This window comes from Bacteroidota bacterium, assembly GCA_026391695.1.
Lineage (GTDB): Bacteria > Bacteroidota > Bacteroidia > Bacteroidales > JAGONC01 > JAPLDP01.
This window is the reverse complement of record JAPLDP010000042.1, coordinates 46,393-66,272: the sequence shown is the minus strand read 5'-3', so window position 1 is coordinate 66,272 and position 19,880 is coordinate 46,393. Positions and strand designations below refer to the sequence as shown.

Below are 19,880 nucleotides of genomic sequence, written 5' to 3'. Positions count from 1 at the left end.
GTCGCGCCAAAACGATTAGGCAATATAATAATTGATTTTGCTTATCGTAGATACAACAGGCACTAACTAACAAATAATATTAACCAAAAAAGGAGGATAAAATGAAAAAGTTAGTTCTTAATTTAATGGCTGTCAGCGCGATTGTTCTTTTATTCGCTGGCTGTGCAAAAGTTCCGGAAGAAACTATCACTGCTGCTCAGGCTGCTGTTGATGGCGCAAAAGCTGTGGAAGCTGACCGTTATTTACCGCAGGAATTTATGGCTCTGCAGGATACATTGAAAGTTGCATTAGCAAATGTTGAAGATCAGAAATCCAAATTCTTCCTCACTCGCAACTATGACAACGCTAAGAAAATGCTCGAAAGTGTGATCGCCAATTCAGCAACTGTAAAACAGAATACTGAAACCAAGAAAGCTGAGATCCGCCAGGCAGTTCAGGACACATTAGTTGTTGTTCAGACTCTCATTACTGAAAATAAGGAATTGATTGCAAAGGCTCCTAAAGGAAAAGAAGGTAAAGCTGCTTTGGAAGCTATCCAGAATGACATCACTGTCATTGAAGCATCACTGAATGAAATCAACACCCTGCTTACCAATGGCGATTTCCTCACAGCTCGTGACAAGGTCAACGCTGCAAGAGAAAAAGCTTTTGCTATCAATACTGAATTGAAGGATGCTATTGCCAAGAAAACAGGCAAGAAGAAATAATTTTGTTCTGGAAATATAAACACTTACTTGACGTTAATATACATTAAGTTAATGACAGTGTTTAAAAATCCATAAACCAACAAAAGATATTGACCATGTTGGTAAATTTGCAAACCCCGGAGCTGAAATCACAACTCCGGGGTTTTTATAATTATTCAACATTTGGTGATGAAAAAGCGTAGACGAAGGTTAAAACTAGTGCTGGTTTCTTTAATGGTACTGGTAATACTAGGGCTAATCGGCTTTGGATTAGTTGCCTGGCTTATACCTGTGCCGCCCATGGCCGATATTCAGCGATGTCAACAGGCACTGAGCGAAGCAAAACAGAAAGGGGCAGAAGAATATGCCACAAAGCTATACCGGGAAGCGGAGTACAACTATGAAAAAGGGATGAGAGAATGGAAATATCAAAATGAAAAATTTTGTTTATCGAGAAACTATGACAGCCTGAAAAATATTATCAATTTAGCAAAAGTAAAGGCGGACAGTGCTTCTGTTATATCATCAAAGCTTAAGTTATCGTTAAAGGATTTGATTGAACTTGAAGTCAAATCCATACAAAGTTATATTAACGAATTTACAAATATATATGCCAATCTTCCGATGAGCGCGGCTTTAAGAAAAAATTTCACGAAGGGGCAGATGTTGATTTCAGAAAGTAAAGAGGTTTACGAACGTGGCGATTTGCAGGGGGCAGCCGATAAGCTAAAAACTGGTAAGAACCTCATCATGAAGATTAATAAGGATGTTGAAAAAATGCTTAAGGGCTATCTTGAGAATCTACCCAAATGGCAGAAGTGGGTAGATGAGACAATTGAATGGTCAAAGAAAAACAAAGAATCAGCCATCGTGGTCGACAAAATGTCGCAACTATGTATTGTGTATAAAAACGGAAAGATAAAACAGCAATTCCGGGCGGAATTCGGTAAGAATTGGCTGGGAGATAAACGTTACAAAGGTGATAAGGCCACACCTGAAGGACGCTATCAGATCATAAAGAAATTGGGACCCAAGTATACAAAGTATTATAAAGCTCTCCTGATTAATTATCCGAATAGTGAAGATAAAGACGAGTTCGCGAGGGAGATCAGAAATGGCAGTTTGCCAAAATGGTCAAAAATCGGGAACCTGATCGAAATACATGGAAATGGAGGTAAAGGAATAAACTGGACCAATGGCTGTGTGGCATTGAGCGATTCGGATATGGATAAGCTGTTTGAGTATGCTAATGTCGGTACTCCGGTAACGATTGTCGGATCATTAAAGAGTTTTTCGGAGCTGAAAGAACCATATAATTGACAATTAATAAATTGAAAATCTGTTAAGAAATGAATTCTTTTTCAAATGAAAAAAGTATAAAAGAGAAGAAAATGAACAGATTTATCGGAACAACAGACGAAATTTCTGCACCTGCCGAGCGTCAGCCAATAATAAAGAAATCATGGCTGCTCATTTTTTCCGGGGTGTTTATCATGATAATACTTTGTACGTTAACCCTGTTATTTTCAATCCCTATCCGTGAAGTCATGCTAACTTTTTTCAAGGATCCAAACTTCCCCTCCCATCGACAGGCCATTTCAGCATCTGAAATAGAGAGTTTAATAGGCCAGAAGATAAAGAACATTGCCACCTTGCAGAAGAAAGTGGATAAGCTCACACCAAAAAATCCTTATCTGATTATTAATACAAGTGAGAATGAATTTGTTTTGAAAGAAGCTGATTCCATTATCCGGAAAGGTATTTGTTCAACAGGCAGTTATGTATTGCTGGATGCCGGCGCAGATCAGAAATATATGTTTAAAACTCCCCGTGGTCAGTTTAAAATTCAGGGAAAGACTGAATCACCTGTATGGCGAAAACCTGACTGGGCGTTTATCGAGGAAGGTCTTCCTATACTTGCGCCCGATGCCCCCGAACGATATGAGACAGGTGTATTAGGCGACTATGCTTTATACCTTGGTCATGGTTACATGCTACATGGAACCATCTATAAAAGATTTCTGGGAATGCCCGTCACTCATGGTTGTGTTCGCTTTGGCGATGAAGATCTTGAGATCATTTATAAAAACCTTCAGGTTAATTCTAAAGTTTTTATTTATTGAGTTTATGTATATTTAACTTTGTGCATTATGGATCAAAATAATTTTGACACTTCACAAGTGAAAAAATCAGTAAAAAGGGTCAACAATTCCAGGCAGTTATCTCTGCTTATTAAATTAGTATTCATAGCAATAATAATTTTCCCTGTAAGTGCTTCGATATATTATTTCGGATACCGTCCGCTTAAAGAATCTATTTATATCAGCAAGTTCGATAAAAAAAATAAAAACTCCGGAGCGACAAAAGAGCAAATCAAGTTATCTGATAAATTACAAACTCTTGAACTTGATGAATCGTATCTGAATTCACGTCTTAAAATGGCCGTGACCGATTCAGTCAGCTTATCCATTAATTTGCATGACAGTGTATTGAATATGGAGATTAAAGGTGTGGTGGTCAGGACCTGTAAGATATCAGATTATAAGATAAGTAAGGGTTTTATGAAGATGACGCATGAACAACTGCATGACTGGATTGACAATCCATTCACGCTACAAAATACTGTATCGACTATTCTCGCGGCACCGGTGGTATATATCAAAGCTCCTAAAGATACTATTGAGGCTGGTCAAAAATCACAAATACCTACACTTCCAGCTGATACTGCAGTTTATTACAGATTAAATTTCGACAGGGATCTGGTTGTGGACATAGACCAGAAGGAGACTCCTCCGTCGGAAGGTAAAAAGGAAAGACGCAAATACAGATTTCATAATCTTTATCAGGCAGCAAGTGATAATATTAGGTTCTTATTTCATTCAGAAAAATCACGGTATAAATTATGGATGAGGTTGGAATTATCGAGGGAAGATGCAAGGATCGTTTATCGTGCACTACCTGATAAGGCAATGTTGACTCTGAAGATCAGATAATTAAAAACTATATCCATGACTCCCTATCCACTCCGCAGATTTAAGCTTATTATAGATGATCCTTGGCTGGAACCATGTGAGAGGGACATCGAGGCCAGATACATACGATTCCGTGACCGTTTAAATCAAATCAACAATGACTATGGAAGTTTGATAAAGTTTGCTGATGCCTACCACTTTTTCGGTATAAATTATGATAAAGCCCGCAAAGGATGGATCTACCGGGAATGGGCACCAGCTGCACAGGCTTTATATCTGACAGGTGATTTTAATAATTGGAACCGTCTTTCGCATCCTCTTACAAGAAAAGGAAATGGTGTTTGGGAGATTTTCCTAGATGAGGAAATATATAAAAATACATTTGTTCATGGTAGTAGAATCAAGGTTGTTGTTGGATCGGTCAAAGGAATGACTGACCGCATTCCGGCATATATAAACCGGGTGGTTCAGGATGATGTGACCAAGGACTTTTCAGGACAGTTATGGTTTCCTCCTTCTTTTGACTGGCATGATGATGATTTTGATATTTCCAGGCTGGAACAGTTATTCATTTATGAATGCCATGTAGGTATGGCACAGGAAAAAGAAGGAATAGGCACCTTTCAGGAGTTCATACGTAATAATCTTCCTGTTATAAAAAAAGCCGGTTACACTGCAATTCAGCTGATGGCCATACAGGAGCATCCTTACTATGGATCATTTGGTTATCATGTTTCGAATTTTTTCGCACCTTCCTCACGTTTTGGCACTCCGGAAGACCTGAAAAATTTGATAAAAGAAGCACATCACCTGGACATTGCCGTCATTCTTGATGTGATTCATTCCCATACGGTTAAAAATATTAATGAGGGGCTAAGTGAATTCGACGGATCTGACGGACAGTATTTTCATGCCGGAGAACGAGGTATTCACCCGAACTGGGATTCCAGACTATTTGATTATGGAAAGACTGAAGCCCTGCAATTCCTATTATCTAACCTGAAATACTGGCTCAGGGAATTTCATTTTGACGGATTTCGATTTGATGGTGTGGGCTCGATGATGTATTTTCATCATGGCAATGAAGTCATTGATAAGAGAGAGAAATATTTTACTGAAGGAGTGGAATGGGATGCCATCACTTATTTACAGCTTGCCAACCATCTGGTTCATACCCTTAATCAGAATAACGTAACGATTGCAGAAGATGTCACCGGTATGCCAGGTTTATGCAGGCCCATTCATGAAGGTGGCATTGGATTCGATTACCGGCTGGGTATGGGAATTCCTGATTATTGGATAAAATTGCTTAAAGAGCAAAGAGATGAAGACTGGAACATTTATGAAATGTGGCATGTGCTAAATGACAGGTTACCAAATGTAAAGACAGTAGCTTACTGTGAGTCGCACGACCAAGCGCTAGTCGGTGACAAGACACTTGCTTTTTGGTTGATGGATAAAGAGATGTACTACCATATGCAAAAGGAGGATGATAACCTGATTATTGCCCGGGGTATTGCTATCCTCAAAATGATCCGTTTGTTTACGATATCACTTGGAGGTCAGGCATATCTGAACTTCATGGGGAATGAATTCGGTCATCCCGAGTGGATTGATTTCCCTAGGGAAGGTAACAACTGGTCATATAAGTATGCCCACCGACACTGGTCTTTGTCTGAAAACCCCAAGCTTAAGTATCACTATCTTTCCCTGTTTGACAGAGAAATGCTAAAAATCATTGGAGAGCACTCCATACTCAAGTCTGCTTTTGCCCATCAGCTAAATATGGATAATGAAAATAAAACGATCATCTTTGAAAGAAACCGGTTAATCTTTGTTTTTAACTGGCATGTCAGCTGTTCATCAATGGATTATACCTTTATGGTTCCTGAACCCGGAGAATACCATATAATTCTGAATACTGACAACTCACGTTTTGGAGGGCATGGGCGGATCGATGAAAACATTCATTACTTTTCGCACTACGATGCTTATAAAAAAATAAATTATCTCAAAATATATAACACCAACAGGACAGCTCTTGTATTTAAGAAACTTTAAATTCAGCATTATTAATTCAGGGCGATATTATAAACTATCAAAGATCCGTTTTAAGGTTTTATCTTAATCAGCGGTGAGGCGCATTATCAACTCAGAATATGCGAATCTTATATCCTGAATTAGAGGCTGATCTGCCTGAAAATGAATATTTTCAACCTTGTTTACTGGTACAACCCGTACATTAGTTCCTGTAAGAAATAGACCCTGATATGCAGGGAGTTCTTCAAGAGGAATTTTTTTTTCAATAAAATTTATATCCATCTTTTTACAAATACTTATAATGTGTTTCCTGGTAATACCAGGAAGTACATCTTCTACAGGCGGGGTATAAATTTCTGAATTTCGGACTAAAAAGACATTTGAACGGCTGCCTTCAGTAATCAAACCATTCCTGTCGACTAGAATGACCTCGGTAACTTTATTATCCATGATGGCTTTATCGGCGAGCCGGCGAAATGACATATTATAGAATTTAATATTGGGATTCAGCCGCTCGGAATGAAGCAATCCAACTGGCACGCCGTGGCTGTAATCTTTTTCGGTCAGCTTTGCAGGTTCGATATAATATACGATACAATGTTTAATATCTGAGAAGTTGAAAATGATATTTACACTTCCATTTTTGACTTGGTTAATAATAAGTATTTGATTGAATTTCGCGATAATTTCTTCCCTTGACAACCAAAGTTTCAGATTGGCCATAGAAGCTGAATTTACAAGCCTGTCAAGGTGGTCGTCAAGAAAAAAGAAATGTCCATTTTGAAAGCCGGTCACTTCATATAATGTTTCACCCTGTTCATAAAGAGATGGGCTATAAGTTATGGCAGGCAAAATCTGATCATCATATATAAATTTATCTCCAGAAATATTTCTCATAATCATTAAATATTTATTTAAAACATATTATACTTTGTGACAAGCAATCCATAAATATTATGTTGCTCTGACCACTTTTTCAACTACCTTGACTTTCATCAATCTTCGTATCAAAAAATCAAGTTGTCGGGCATCTTTGACATACACCCGTATGCTTCCTTCAAATTTATTTCCATTTGTTTCAAAAGAAATAGAACGAAGATTCAGCTTAAGTTGAACAGAGATAAGATCAGAGATTTTATTAATCAATCCCAATTCATCTTTCCCTGTGATTTTAAGACTCGCCAAGTGGGGTGTGGCATCACTATCGGATAGCCATTTAGCTTTAATGATGCGGTAACTGTATCTGATCCGCATCTGATCAGCATTAGGACAATCGCTGCGGTGGATCTTAATACCTTTCCCCACGGTAATAAATCCAAAAACATTATCACCATAAACCGGATGACAGCATTTAGCGAATCTATAATCTTTAAGATCAGCATTACCATCAATGACCAATAATTCTTCACTGGCAAAAATCCGGGGCGCAAGCGGTAAGGATAATGTGCTGGCTTCGTGTTGCCTGACTTCCTGTGCAGTCTGAGTGATCGATTCAAAGCAGGTTCTGACTTCTGAAATATCGATAGATCCATTTGCCACTTTATGATATAGCTCAAGGGGATTATCTAATTTAAAATATTCAAGAAGTGCATTGATCGTTTCATTGCCTAAAGTAAGCTTCAACTGGTTGAGCTTTCGAATTAGGATATCTCTGCCGGTACTGGCATCATAATATGTCTGCTCATTAAGTGCTCTCTTAATTTTCGCCTTTGACCTTGCGGAAACAACAAAATTTAACCATTCCGGATTAGGTTTCTGGGATTTGGACGTAAGTATTTCGACCTGATCACCATTTTTCAACACATGTTTAAGTGTGACAAACTTTTTATTCACCTTTCCACCTGAGCAAGTATTTCCAATAGAGGTATGAATATGGTATGCGAAGTCGAGTATAGTAGAACCTGCCGGAAGTTTTTTGAGATCGCCAGCCGGGGTAAAAATAAAAATGTCATGTGAATATAATTCAATTTTTGAAGAATCCGGATATGCAGGATGATCAGAAAGTGGCTCCTCGAGTTTTTTCCTTATGCTAGTCATCCATTCATCATTATTGAGACCAAAAACCGACTCTTTATAGCGCCAATGTGCAGCACCTCCATGTTCAGCTATTTCATCCATACGCCGTGTCCGTATTTGAACCTCAACCCATCGACCCCCGGGTCCGATGACCGTAGTATGAAGAGATTCATAGCCGCTCGCCTTTGGTGTTGTAATCCAGTCACGCAACCGTTTGGGATTGGGCTGATAAATGTCTGTGACAACTGAATATATTTTCCAGCAATCCGATTTCTCATCTTCCATGATCTTTTCAGAAATAATACGGACAGCAAAAAGATCATAGACTTCTTCAAAATCGACATTCTGTTTTTTCATTTTACTCCAGATTGAAGATATTGATTTTGAACGGCCTTTAATCTCACACTTAAAATCCTGATGGCTTAATTCTTTTTCAATGGGTTTGATAAAAGAGTTAATAAAGGCTTCACGTGCAGAAGTTGTTTCCTCGAGCTTTCGTTCAAGTGAATGATATATTTCAGGATAAATACATTTCAGTGCACGTTCTTCCAATTCAGTTTTTATATTATAAAGACCCAGGCGATGGGTGATCGGCGCATACAGCAGGGACGCCTCACCGGCAATTTTCTTTTGAATATCAACCGGCAGCCGGTCAATATTCCGCATATAGTAGAGACGGTCGGCGAGTTTAATAAGGATGACACGAACATCACCTGTCATTGTCACTAAAAACCTGATAAAATTTTCGGTATTAACAGTTGTTCTTTCTGGTGATAGACCGGCAATTTTTGTCAGGCTGACAACTATCTTGCAGATTTGTTGTCCAAACAAATGTTCAAGTTCACTTTCTTTGTAAGCTGAGCATTTAAGAATATCATGTAAAAGTGCACTGACGATTGATACGGTGCTTAATCCTATTTCTTCAGTAACAATCAATGCGACATCTAAAACATGTGAAATATAAGGAGCGCCTGACTCTTCCTGCTGGCCAGCATAAATTTTCACTGCCAGTTCGTACGCTTTTTGAATGGTCAGAAGATCGTCGTTACCAAGGAAGTTTTTACAGGAATGTAGAAGATTACCGTAATTTGCCTGAAATGTATTTTCGTCTTTGTCCAGTTGCATCTTTCATAACTGACCTCGGTTCAGTCATATTCAATTTAAAACCATAAATTAAAACTACGATACCAATTAATGTAATTTAACAGTTTTCACAGGTTTTTGTTGTTGTTTGTTATCACCGGGGGATAGCTGACCTGTTTTATAATATTTTTTTGCCTCAGGAAGAAAAGACTGGAGAGCTTTAATTCGGTTATCGTCATTCGGGTGGGTACTTAAGAACTCAGGAGGTTTTTGCCCACCGGCAGATTTCATTCTCTGCCAGAATTCAATAGCTTTAGCAGGGTCAAAGCCTGACATAGCCATAAATACCATTCCCAGCTTATCGGCTTCATATTCATGTTTCCGGGAGTATGCTAAAACACCTAGCTGAGAACCAACACCATATGCTGTAAGAAAGATATCCCTGGTCATTTGTGGTTCTTTCTGCAAAGCATAATCGAGAGTGACACCACCAAGATAAACTGCCAACTGTTCGGTCATACGTTCATTGCCATGTTCAGCGACAGCATGTGCCACTTCGTGCCCCATCACCGTTGCCACACCAAAGTCATCCAGTGTAATCGGCAAAATCCCTGTATAAAAGACTATTTTCCCGCCGGGCATGCACCATGCATTAACTGTTTTATCATCAACGACATTAAATTCCCAGCTATAATCTTTAATCTTATCACTCATATCATTCTGCTGAAGGAACTGAATAACACCTGCTGAGATTTTATTACCTACATTTCTGACTCCGGCAACGCGGTTATCAGAAGCCGGCAAAGGCGGATGTTCTTTAAGGAAGTCCTGGTAGCTTGCAATACTCATGGTGAGGATCATATCATTGGGTAATAAAGTAAGGTGCTTGCGCCCGGTGATCGGCACTTTTGAACAACCGGCAAATACCAGCATGCCTATTGTGAGGAAAAAAATCTGTCTAAGGTATTTCATGCTATAGGATTTTTTATTTGCCTTATAAATCAATTAGAAAGGTTTATTTTATCTCTACAGTCAGGTTATGGAGACCCATTTCTTTCGCCACTGGTCTTAGTTCAGCATAAGCTCTGCTTTTTATACTACATTGCCGTTCTTTCCCCATTGTTGACTAAATTAAAAATCAGAATCTTTCGTTTTCTTAAGACAAAATTACTCAAAATCATGTTATAGTGATAACATAATCCGTTAATCGCATTAAAGGTTTAAATACAGTATTTTTGTAACAAACGGATAATATCATCATGTTTAATATTTTCATTGATCGCCTTGAAGAAAAGTTAAAAGAACCCTTGCCAGGGCTTTTTGCCCATTTGAAGATGGCTTCAGAATCGAGATTAAAATGGATACGGGAAATGACAGATGCGTCACTGGCTATGGAAAGCAGCATTCTTATCCTTCTTTTTCCAGATGACCATCTTATAAAAACCGTCTTCATCCTCAGGCCTGATAACAGTGGAGTGCATAGCAGACAGGTCAGCTTTCCAGGTGGTCGCCATGAAAGCTGTGATATCACACTTTTTGATACCGCCCTGCGGGAAGCTAATGAAGAAATTGGCGTTAACATTAGTGAAATCAGAATACTTGGTCATCTTACAAATCTTTATATTCCTCCAAGCAATTTTAATGTTTTTCCTGTTGTTGGAGCCATTTCGGATAAACCAGCATTTAGGGCAGATGAAAATGAGGTCGACAGGATCATTGAAGTCAATCTGATGGACTTATTGGATGACCGGAACATGATTAGAAAAGAGATTGAAGTCCATAACGTTAAAATCACCGTTCCATGTTTTGAACTTAACGGTGTGACTATATGGGGAGCAACGGCTATGATACTCAGTGAGTTCCTTGAAGTTGTAAAAACAGTGATCAATGATCAATGATCAAAGTCATCATTCTTCAATTTTTATTTCGTATGAAATTTCAGCTGCCTTGCGGAGCATGGCAGAGACTCCACAATACTTTTCCTGTGAAAGGCTGACAGCTTTCATAACTTTATCCAGTGACAGGTTCTTCCCTTTTAATAAATAAATAATATGAATTTTTTTATAGATTTTGGGATAATCATCTGAAAGTTCGGCTGTGACTGACAGGGTGAAAGATTCGGGTTTGGCTTTCATTTTATCAAGAATGGAAACCACATCCATTCCTGTGCATCCTCCAAGCGATGCCAGTGATAGCGGCTTTGGACGTGGTCCCCGACCCTTCCCTCCTGCTTCATCTGACGCATCCATAATTACTTTATGACCATATATATCCGCTTCGAAACTCATATCCCCAGCCCACGAAATTTTTACATTATGTTCCATTGCTCCTTAAATTAATAATTAATAATTGGATCTAATTGTCAGATAATAAACGATAAATAATAGTTTTTGTTTAAAAGGTCATCGTGAACTTAGTTCACAGGTGATTTTTCAGAAAACATTATAAAGCAGTGAGAACTTAAAAGCAATTCCTGGCATGGGGTAATCCTGAATAGCCTGATAATTAGAATTCCAAACATTATCGACGTTAAGCTGAAAGCTAAATTTCTCTTTCAACAGAGAGAAATCCCTTGAAAAAGAAAAATATCCGATGTTATATGGCGGCAGGGATTGGCTGTTGTCGCTGCTGACGAACCTCTGACCAGTGTAGTGATGAGTATAGGAGAATGTTATTTTTTTTATGCATATCGTAAGTCCTGCTAAGCCTATATGTTCAGGCACATAAATGAGTTGTTTCTGATAAGAACCATCAATACTTTCTTCATTTGTTGACCGTGTATAAGTATAGCCTGCTTTCAGTAATATGGTTGCATTGAAGATTTTTTTTTCAAATTCCCCATTGAACTCCAGTCCCCTGGACCAAACTTTCTGGATATTCCGGGGTTGCCATATCATATAGGATTCATCTACCGGTAGCCAGATAATCCAATTACTGATCATGGAATTAAACACATCGAAATAGATAAAGTACCGCGAGGTCATATTTTGACTGACAGGTTTGAAAAGTACAGTAGCCTCTTCATTCCAGCTGACCTCAGGATGCAGGTCAAGATTTCCACCAGGTTGCCAATATCTTTCATTGAAAGTCGGAGCCCTGAAGTTTCGTGAAATGTTGATTTTTCCTGATACCATTTTAAATAAGGGGCCTTCGATGCCGACAGAAGGTGTGAATGGCTCATCATAGCCTTCTGTCCAGCCCTGGTGAATATGAACACTTGACTGCCAGTTTATCAACGGAATTAAATAACTCAATGAAGTATAACAGCCGATCTGATTTTGTTTAACATTTTCATTGTAAGAATCAGCTTTGCATGTCATAAAACGTATATCAACACCTCCATTGATCCGAATCCGCTCAGTCAGCTGCTTTTTGGCTTCCGTTTCCAGTATCCAAGAATTGCTGATAACCTTAGAATCGATTGAATAAAAGTCGTTTATATCAACGTAGTGAAGGTAGTCATTGAACCAGGCAATTTTAGAAGTAATAGAACCTGATGTAAAATCCTTTCGCCATGTAAGGGATGATCGCAGTGAATTATCTTTTTCATCAGCGTTACCGGATTGCAAGGTCATAGCGGAAGGTATTCTTCTATCGGCAGTTTGCCACCAGATATTGGCAGTGAGATAATTTCCCCTTTTAATAGCATGACTTATCTGTTGTAAAAAACCATAAAAGAGATTATCAGAATTCTGTTGCCGCTCCTCAGGATTTCCCGTTATTGAATTATTATGAAATGGAAAATCATTTTTTGCCTGATGATAATATACAGCTGTTGATGATATCCACTTATCATTCGAAAGCAATATTTTGGTAAATCCTGAATAGTCATGGAAACTACCGGCACCAATTCCCATGCTGATTTTTTTATCGTTTCGAAAGGTGTTAGAATTATTGATATGAATACTTCCGCCGATATTGCCACCGCCAAAAACCGAGCTGGCGCCACCGTACTGAACTTGGATATTTTCGAAAAAATAAACAGGAATAAGTCCGATATCTGTCATTCCGTTATTTGGAGGACTTATAGAAAGCCCATTCCAGAATACCCCAGTATGGTTTGATGACGTTCCCCTTAATGAAATTGTTGCCAGGCTACCTAAACCGTACGTTTTGATACAGACAGGTGTTTGGCTCACAAGGAGATCAGAGAGCGTCTTTGAACTGGCTAGTAATAGTGATAACGAATCAAACGAATGCACATTTAATCCGGTAGCGTTATCGGTCAGTTTGGTAGACATTATGGTCACCGTTGAAAGGATAATGGAACTGTCGGCAGAAATCTTTTGAGCAAGACATGGATTGCCAGCAATCAAACAACAGATGCCAATAAAAAAATAATTGAATTTATGCATGTGCAAGGATATTAAGTTGATTAATGCTTTTTACCCGAAAGCTAACTCCGTGGCTTATATACTGGCAGGTCTTCTGACTCTCTCCTTTTTTGAATGCCTTCCCATCCAAACTATTACGGACAGTGGCAGGGGTATTTCAAAAAGCTTTAGAGATTACAGCAGCGGGAACTGTTCAGGACTCTCACCTGATTCCCTCTTGGGTGATTAATTTACGGCTTAAAATAATCACGCCAGTACAATAACAAAAGTAATAATTCTTTTTCATCTCTGCATGCCGATTCCCCGGAATAGTGAACAAGTAATTAACAAATCCGATGAATGTTTCAAAATGAGCCTGAAATGGGCAGTCTAGCCTGCACGGATGGTGAAATCGGAACATAAAAAAAATAAATGAAAAAAAACATCAGATTGCGGTTTAAAAAAAATATTTATATTTACAAACCATAAATGAAGAATTTAAAAACTATTTTCATAAGGAATATGAAATACGCGAAACGTGCTTTTTCGATCATATTATTCATTCTTTCGTTCCTCATTTTAGCATCATGTGCATCATCATCAGGCAAATACACAAAGTATCCTTCCGCATATTCCAAAAATAAAAAGATTTCCCGTTCTCATTCGCTGAACGTGGCAAAGCAATACAAACCTGTCTCGAAAAAGTATATTATCAGTAACAGGAGGCAACCGACTATCCGGTAAGGGGTAATGACATTGAGGTTCTAATGAATGTTGATTTTGTGCACATCTTCTTGAATGAATAGCTTATCACATTTGTTGACAACTATTTAGCTTCAATTCCATTTTTATATTTGACTGCTTTGATAATGTTACCGATCGTATCACATTCATTCCAGATTCCATTTCTCTTTCCATTCAGATATTGTCCATGGTTTTTCATTTTGCCATTTTCAAAATATTCCTTATATTCTCCAACAGGCACGCCAGTGGCATATTGTTCCTCTGTCATAGGCTTACCGCTGGCATAGTAGGTTTTCTGAATCCCGTCGAGGAGGCTATTGGAATAATTGTATTCTGCCAGAAGATGACCATCCTGGTCATACCATTTGGAGAAGCCATCTTTATTCCCATTATCATACTCGGTTTCTTCCATAAGTTTTCCGGGGGAGTTTTCATAGAAAACCTGTTTTAGTCCATTATAAAGCCCATTATAATAATATATCACCGATTGTTTCACTCCCCCTCTGAAATAGCTGACCTGGCGGCCATGCAATTTCCCGTTCCTGTAATTTTCTTCGTTAAGAAAATAGCCTCTCTGGTCAATAGTTATGGATAATCCATCCTTTTCACCATGCTTGTAATTTTCAATTTTGTTCAGTGTTCCATCACTGAACCGTGTAATCCATTGCCCTTCTTTCAATCCATTCAGGTAGATGCCACTATATAACATCTTATTATTTTCTTCGTCCCAATATCCCTGCTTTACATTGTTTTTATCCATTCTGTTAATTGTATCGGAAAAAGCATTTGCAGTGGCCTGAGCCTGAAGACTAATGAAGGCCAACAAAGTAAAACCCAGAAGAAAAATATGTTTTTTCATCTCCGAAAGTTTTAGTTATTTGAAAAGTCGAAATTAATAGAAATTAATAAGCATTCAAAAAAATGGCAGTACTTTATGATTATCTAACCTCACCAAATAAATCAAAACTATCTGCATCAGTTATTCGAACGGGATAGAACTGCCCTGTTGTCAATTTAAACGAGTCAGCTTTGATGAGAACTTCATTATCTATCTCCGGTGAATCATATTCAGTTCTTCCGATGAAATAATCGCCTTCTTTTCTATCGATAACGATTTTAAAAGTTTTTCCAATTTTATTATTGTTTAATTCTAAAGATATGACTTCCTGGATTTGCATGATCTCATCAGCTCTCTTCTTTTTTACTTCAAGCGGAATATCATCAATCAGCTTGAATGCCGGAGTGTTTTCTTCATGCGAATAGGTGAATACGCCAAGACGGTCAAAACGAAAATCCTTGATAAAAGAGCTTAATTCATTAAATTCTTTTTCAGTTTCACCAGGATAGCCTAAAATGAGGGTTGTTCTGATGGCGGCATCGGGCAGTGTTTTCCGTATCAATGTCAGTAGATTCCAAGTTTCCCTGGCCGAAATTGTCCTTTTCATCGAAGTAAGAATGCGATTGCTTATGTGTTGCACAGGCATGTCAATATATTTACAGATCTGGTCATGTTTTTTCATGACATCTAATAGTTCTACAGGAAATCCAGCCGGATATGTATAATGCAGCCTGATCCATTGTATACCTGCAATTTGGGATAGTTTATCCACCAGTTCGGGCAGTGTTCGCTTTTTGAATAAATCAAGACCATAATAGGTAAGATCCTGGGCAATAAGGATCAGCTCTTTTACTCCAGATGAAGCTAACCATTCAGCTTCTCTTAGTATATCATCCAAAGGTTTTGATGCATGTCTCCCACGGATTGATGGTATGGCGCAAAACGAACACTGGCGGTCACAACCTTCAGATACTTTAAGGTAGGCATAGTGTGACGGAGTTGTCAGGACACGTTCTCCGATAAGTTCTTTTTTGTAATCAGCACCAAGTGATGCCAGAATATTTTCAAGCTGGTTAACGCCAAACAGTCCATCAATTTCAGGTAATTCTTTCTGCAACTCACTCTGATATCTTTGGGCGAGGCACCCCATGACAATGACCTTCCTGACGTATCCTTTTTCTTTGGCCTTTAAATATTGCAAAATGATATCGATCGATTCCTCTTTCGCATCATGTATAAACCCGCAGGTATTGATGAGGATAATATCTCCTGTCTCTTCAGAAAATTCATTGAGTACAGGAATCCTCCCGGCTTGAAGCTGTCGCATTAAAATTTCCGAATCCACCTTATTTTTCGGGCATCCCAGGGTAATAATCTTGATTCTGTCCGTCTGTCCTTGTTTAGTTTTCATGATGCTGCAAATTTCCCTATAATATACCAAAAAGCAAAATTCAGCTAATTCACATAAGTTGGGCGGAGATTTTCAACATTAAATTTCCTTATCTTTGAACTCACATTAAAATTTACGATAAATGAAATTTCAACACTTAGTACTTTATTCCATTGGTAGCATTATTATCCCTTTTGCATCCCTGGCCTACACGGGAGAGGTTGTCAGATCCATTAAAACTCCCGGAAATTTCGGAACAGGAGTTACTTATGACGGTAAAAACCTGTGGGTGGCAGATCGCAAGGATGACAAGTTGTATTGTATAGATCCTACTGATGGGAAAATTCTAGCCAGTATACCCACACCTGGTTACTGGCCGACCGGTCTTGCCTGGGATGGACAGGGCTTGTGGAATGCTGATATAAAAGGTGGGATTCCTCTTGCAGAGAATTATAACGGGAAAATCTACCGTCTTAATCCAGGAAATGGTAATATATTAACAACGATACAATCGCCTTCATCAACACCCCGGGGGCTTGCCTGGGATGGAAAATATCTTTGGTGCGTTGATAGTGATGCCGGCGAGATCATTCAATTCAGCCCGGAAGATGGAACAACCATACGATCCTTCAAAGCACCTTCAGGGGATCCACGGGGACTGGCGTTTGACGGGAAATATATCTGGGTATCTGACCGGATGGTAGATGAAATTTATATGGTAGATCCGGAAAAGGGTTGCGTACTTCTCATCACAGAAGCTCCTGGTGAGTTTATTACTGATCTATGCTTCGATGGAACATATCTCTGGGCATTAGATGACCAAAGCAATAATCTTTTCCAATTGATTGTTAACGATGACGAAAAGTTTGTTCGTATGAATGAGCGAAATGCACGGATAATCTACACCCACCTGACTACAAACTTCGGTCCCGGAACTGTATTGACTGAGGATGTTCATCTGGCAATTCCAATAAGCAGGGATAACCAGGAAATAATCGGGGAGCCCACCTGCCTGCCAAAATATTCAGATATCATAACAGATAAATGGGGGCAAAAAACCGCCCATTATCGCTTTGAAAACATTTCACCGGGTGAGAACAGAGAGGTTGTGATGACAACTGAAGCCAGGATATATCAGATACGGTATTTTCTTTTTCCGGATAAAATTGGCACAATTGATGAAATTCCCGCTGACATCAGTGCTCTCTACCTGGAGGACAATGAAAAATACCAGATACATCATCCGGTCATTCAGGACGCTGTAAAAAAGGTAGTTGGTGATGAGAAGAATGCCTATTGGATCGCGCGAAAGATTTTCAATTATTTAATTGAAAACATGTATTACGAGATGGTTGGAGGCTGGAATACTGCCCCGACCGTACTGGCACGTGGGAATGGATCCTGTTCGGAATATTCTTTTGTTTATATATCCATGTGCAGGGCAGCAGGTTTGCCTGCCCGATATGTGGGAGCGGTGGTTGTCAGAGGCGATGCAACAGCAATGGATGATGTCTTTCATCGTTGGGTAGAGGTTTACCTGCCTAATTATGGATGGATTCCCATTGATCCAAGTGGTGGCGACCAGGATACACCAAGAAACCAGGCAATGTATATCGGCAACCTGTCGAACCGCTATCTGGTCACAACACAGAGTGGTGGAGGATCCGAAACCATGGGATGGACATATAACTCGAATGAATCCTTTACAACACAACCCAAAACGAATGTAGTCATCGAAAATTTTGCAGACTGGGAGATAGGGGAATAACCAGGCACTCAGGTTGGAGATGATGATGAACACTTGAGCAACAGAACAATCGAATAAGGATGAAGCTATCGGTCGTTATTGTTAACTACAACGTTAAGCATTTTCTGGAGCAATGTCTTTTGTCTGTGCGTAAGGCTATTCAAGGCATTGAAGCAGAAATATTTGTTGTAGATAACAATTCGGTTGATCATTCTGTGATGATGATAAGGGATAAGTTCCAGGAAGTGATACTTATCGACAATAATGAGAATCTTGGTTTTGCCAGGGCTAACAACCAAGCCATCCGGCTGGCTAAGGGGGAATATGTATTATTATTAAATCCGGATACCATTGTTGAGGACGACACGTTCCATAAAGCCCTTGGATTTATGGATGAGCATCCTGAAGCCGGAGGACTTGGTGTTAAAATGATCGATGGAAAAGGCAAGTTTTTACCTGAGTCGAAACGAGGATTACCAACTCCGGCTGTTGCTTTTTATAAAATTTCCGGGCTTTCAGGGATTTTTCCGCGATCAAAAAAATTCGGACACTATCATTTGGGATACCTTGATAAAGATGAAATACACCAGGTTGATATCCTCTCGGGTGCTTTCATGCTTTTAAGAAAAGAAGCATTGGATAAATCAGGATTACTGGATGAAGCCTTTTTCATGTATGGCGAGGATATTGACCTCTCCTATCGGTTAATTCTTGCGGGCTATAAAAACTATTATTTTCCCAAAACACGTATCATTCATTATAAAGGGGAAAGCACAAAAAAGAGCTCCATCAACTATGTCAGGATGTTTTATAATGCTATGATCATTTTCGCAAAAAAACATTTTTCTGCCAAAAGCGCCAGAGCATTCTCGCTCCTTATAAATCTGGCCGTTTATTTCAGGGCTCTTCTGGCAGTCTTATCGCGATTCATAAAAAGAATATTCCTGCCGGTTTGTGATGCACTTATGGTTTTCGCCGGGATATTCCTGATTACCCAATATTGGGAACAAAAAATCGTATACCTCAATGGCGGTCATTATCCTGTTGAATTTATTGCTATTGCGCTTCCATCATATATTATCATTTGGCTATTCTCCGTTTATTTAAGTGGCGGTTATGACCGCCCTGTCAGACTGCTAAAAATATACCAGGGATTTTTTATTGGAACGGTAGTCATTCTAGTTATATATGCGTTACTGAGTGAAACTTACCGTTTTTCCAGGGCAATTATTGTATTGGGTGCTTTGTGGGGAATCATCAGTATAACAGGGCTTAGGTTCATCCTTCAGTTAATGAAATTAAAGGACTTCCAGTTTGGTCGCGAACAAAGCAGACGTTTCGTCATTATTGGTGAGCCGGAGGAAGCCCTGAGAGTGGCCGACATATTAAGGAAAACTTATGTAAATCCGGGTTTTATTGGACTGGCAAGTGTAACACAGAATACTGATAAACACGAGGGCTTCATCGGGCAATTCAACCAGATTAAAGAAATCATTACGATTTATAAAATCGATGAGGTGATTTTCTGTGCTAAGGATATTTCTGCCGAAAAAATTATCGACACGATGTCGGATCTTAGAAGCTGGCAAGTGGATTGTAAAATTGCACCGCCGGAAAGTCTCTCCATTATTGGAAGCAATTTCATCAGTACTTCCGGAGATCCTTATATCGTGGATATAAATTCTATCGATAAAATCAGCAACAGACGCAATAAGAGATTCTTTGATATTTTCTCATCCATATTGTTTATAATAACATTTCCGTTGTTCATGTTCGTTGTCAGAAATCCACTTGGACTGCTTAGAAACATCCTATTTGTTCTGATTGCAAAACGTTCGTGGACAGGGTACTATTCTGGTGACCATAATGATATCAGCGGCTTACCAAGGATCAGAAAAGGTGTGTTGAATCCGACTGATGCCTTCTACGACCTGAATTTCAGCGATGAAACAATTAACCGGTTGAATTTGTTATATGCCAGGGATTATAAAATTTTAAATGAATTCAATATCATTTATAGGGGATTCCGGCAACTTGGCAGATCATAAAAT

15 protein-coding genes and 1 riboswitch are annotated in these 19,880 nt (G+C 38.9%); of the genes, 8 read left to right on the top strand and 7 right to left on the bottom strand.

The genetic code is table 11. From position 1 onward, the window contains the following. Nucleotides 1-101 precede the first annotated feature (101 nt). The 5 genes from NT175_06750 to NT175_06730 all read left to right on the top strand — a co-directional run bounded on the left by NT175_06750 (nt 102) and on the right by NT175_06730 (nt 5,719). Entirely contained in the window at nt 102-707 is a 606-nt protein-coding gene (locus tag NT175_06750) for a hypothetical protein (protein ID MCX6234412.1), read from the top strand. 168 nt (nt 708-875) lie between these two features. Then, a complete protein-coding gene (locus NT175_06745; GenBank protein MCX6234411.1) occupies nt 876-2,006 on the top strand; it encodes a L,D-transpeptidase family protein in 1,131 nt (376 codons plus the stop codon). A 71-nt stretch (nt 2,007-2,077) separates the two neighbouring features. Further along, nucleotides 2,078-2,809 carry a L,D-transpeptidase gene (locus NT175_06740; GenBank protein ID MCX6234410.1) on the top strand — a complete coding sequence of 244 codons (732 nt, stop codon included), beginning with the start codon at nt 2,078-2,080 and terminating at the stop codon, nt 2,807-2,809. Nucleotides 2,810-2,836: 27 nt separating this feature from the next. Continuing rightward, the gene (locus NT175_06735) at nt 2,837-3,679 is read left to right on the top strand and encodes a hypothetical protein (protein ID MCX6234409.1); all 843 of its coding nucleotides are present in this window, start codon (nt 2,837-2,839) and stop codon (nt 3,677-3,679) included. A gap of 15 nt (nt 3,680-3,694) precedes the next feature. Next, on the top strand, nt 3,695-5,719 hold the full coding sequence (locus NT175_06730; protein ID MCX6234408.1) for an alpha-amylase family glycosyl hydrolase: 2,025 nt from the start codon (nt 3,695-3,697) through the stop codon (nt 5,717-5,719). 63 nt (nt 5,720-5,782) lie between these two features. On the opposite strand, the gene NT175_06725 is transcribed toward NT175_06730, so the two are convergent. The 3 genes from NT175_06725 to NT175_06715 all read right to left on the bottom strand — a co-directional run bounded on the left by NT175_06725 (nt 5,783) and on the right by NT175_06715 (nt 9,769). After that, nucleotides 5,783-6,595 carry an aminotransferase class IV gene (locus NT175_06725; GenBank protein MCX6234407.1) on the bottom strand — a complete coding sequence of 271 codons (813 nt, stop codon included), beginning with the start codon at nt 6,593-6,595 and terminating at the stop codon, nt 5,783-5,785. 57 nt (nt 6,596-6,652) lie between these two features. Further along, nucleotides 6,653-8,839 (bottom strand): RelA/SpoT family protein, encoded by a 2,187-nt coding sequence (locus NT175_06720; GenBank protein ID MCX6234406.1) that lies wholly within the window; start codon nt 8,837-8,839, stop codon nt 6,653-6,655. Between the two features lie 66 nt (nt 8,840-8,905). After that, nucleotides 8,906-9,769 carry a M48 family metallopeptidase gene (locus NT175_06715; GenBank protein ID MCX6234405.1) on the bottom strand — a complete coding sequence of 288 codons (864 nt, stop codon included), beginning with the start codon at nt 9,767-9,769 and terminating at the stop codon, nt 8,906-8,908. 287 nt (nt 9,770-10,056) lie between these two features. Between NT175_06715 and NT175_06710 the strand changes: the two genes are divergently transcribed. Next, complete coding sequence (locus NT175_06710; protein MCX6234404.1) at nt 10,057-10,695, top strand: CoA pyrophosphatase; 639 nt, start codon at nt 10,057-10,059, stop codon at nt 10,693-10,695. 9 nt (nt 10,696-10,704) lie between these two features. On the opposite strand, the gene NT175_06705 is transcribed toward NT175_06710, so the two are convergent. The 4 genes from NT175_06705 to rimO form a co-directional block, all read right to left on the bottom strand. After that, entirely contained in the window at nt 10,705-11,085 is a 381-nt protein-coding gene (locus tag NT175_06705; GenBank protein ID MCX6234403.1) for an OsmC family protein, read from the bottom strand. A 144-nt stretch (nt 11,086-11,229) separates the two neighbouring features. Continuing rightward, nucleotides 11,230-13,152, bottom strand: coding sequence for a TonB-dependent receptor plug domain-containing protein (locus NT175_06700; GenBank protein MCX6234402.1), 1,923 nt, complete (start codon nt 13,150-13,152; stop codon nt 11,230-11,232). 45 nt (nt 13,153-13,197) lie between these two features. Beyond that, nucleotides 13,198-13,402: riboswitch (cobalamin riboswitch) on the bottom strand. A 534-nt stretch (nt 13,403-13,936) separates the two neighbouring features. After that, a complete protein-coding gene (locus NT175_06695; GenBank protein ID MCX6234401.1) occupies nt 13,937-14,713 on the bottom strand; it encodes a toxin-antitoxin system YwqK family antitoxin in 777 nt (258 codons plus the stop codon). A 79-nt stretch (nt 14,714-14,792) separates the two neighbouring features. Continuing rightward, nucleotides 14,793-16,103 carry a 30S ribosomal protein S12 methylthiotransferase RimO gene (gene rimO, locus NT175_06690; protein MCX6234400.1) on the bottom strand — a complete coding sequence of 437 codons (1,311 nt, stop codon included), beginning with the start codon at nt 16,101-16,103 and terminating at the stop codon, nt 14,793-14,795. A 121-nt stretch (nt 16,104-16,224) separates the two neighbouring features. On the opposite strand from rimO, the gene NT175_06685 reads away from it, so the two are divergent. Both NT175_06685 and NT175_06680 read left to right on the top strand, forming a co-directional pair. Then, the gene (locus tag NT175_06685; GenBank protein ID MCX6234399.1) at nt 16,225-17,850 is read left to right on the top strand and encodes a PQQ-binding-like beta-propeller repeat protein; all 1,626 of its coding nucleotides are present in this window, start codon (nt 16,225-16,227) and stop codon (nt 17,848-17,850) included. 59 nt (nt 17,851-17,909) lie between these two features. Continuing rightward, nucleotides 17,910-19,877 (top strand): glycosyltransferase, encoded by a 1,968-nt coding sequence (locus NT175_06680; protein MCX6234398.1) that lies wholly within the window; start codon nt 17,910-17,912, stop codon nt 19,875-19,877. The last annotated feature ends 3 nt before the right edge of the window (nt 19,878-19,880 follow it).

Excerpts from the sequence above, each read along its gene's own strand:
- NT175_06750 (MCX6234412.1), top strand. The coding sequence starts at position 102 with ATGAAAAAGTTAGTTCTTAATTTAATGGCTGTCAGCGCGATTGTTCTT.
- NT175_06745 (MCX6234411.1), top strand. The coding sequence starts at position 876 with ATGAAAAAGCGTAGACGAAGGTTAAAACTAGTGCTGGTTTCTTTAATG.
- NT175_06740 (MCX6234410.1), top strand. The coding sequence starts at position 2,078 with ATGAACAGATTTATCGGAACAACAGACGAAATTTCTGCACCTGCCGAG.
- NT175_06735 (MCX6234409.1), top strand. The coding sequence starts at position 2,837 with ATGGATCAAAATAATTTTGACACTTCACAAGTGAAAAAATCAGTAAAA.
- NT175_06730 (MCX6234408.1), top strand. The coding sequence starts at position 3,695 with ATGACTCCCTATCCACTCCGCAGATTTAAGCTTATTATAGATGATCCT.
- NT175_06725 (MCX6234407.1), bottom strand. The coding sequence starts at position 6,595 with ATGAGAAATATTTCTGGAGATAAATTTATATATGATGATCAGATTTTG.
- NT175_06720 (MCX6234406.1), bottom strand. The coding sequence starts at position 8,839 with ATGCAACTGGACAAAGACGAAAATACATTTCAGGCAAATTACGGTAAT.
- NT175_06715 (MCX6234405.1), bottom strand. The coding sequence starts at position 9,769 with ATGAAATACCTTAGACAGATTTTTTTCCTCACAATAGGCATGCTGGTA.
- NT175_06710 (MCX6234404.1), top strand. The coding sequence starts at position 10,057 with ATGTTTAATATTTTCATTGATCGCCTTGAAGAAAAGTTAAAAGAACCC.
- NT175_06705 (MCX6234403.1), bottom strand. The coding sequence starts at position 11,085 with ATGAGTTTCGAAGCGGATATATATGGTCATAAAGTAATTATGGATGCG.
- NT175_06700 (MCX6234402.1), bottom strand. The coding sequence starts at position 13,152 with ATGCATAAATTCAATTATTTTTTTATTGGCATCTGTTGTTTGATTGCT.
- NT175_06695 (MCX6234401.1), bottom strand. The coding sequence starts at position 14,713 with ATGAAAAAACATATTTTTCTTCTGGGTTTTACTTTGTTGGCCTTCATT.
- rimO (MCX6234400.1), bottom strand. The coding sequence starts at position 16,103 with ATGAAAACTAAACAAGGACAGACGGACAGAATCAAGATTATTACCCTG.
- NT175_06685 (MCX6234399.1), top strand. The coding sequence starts at position 16,225 with ATGAAATTTCAACACTTAGTACTTTATTCCATTGGTAGCATTATTATC.
- NT175_06680 (MCX6234398.1), top strand. The coding sequence starts at position 17,910 with ATGAAGCTATCGGTCGTTATTGTTAACTACAACGTTAAGCATTTTCTG.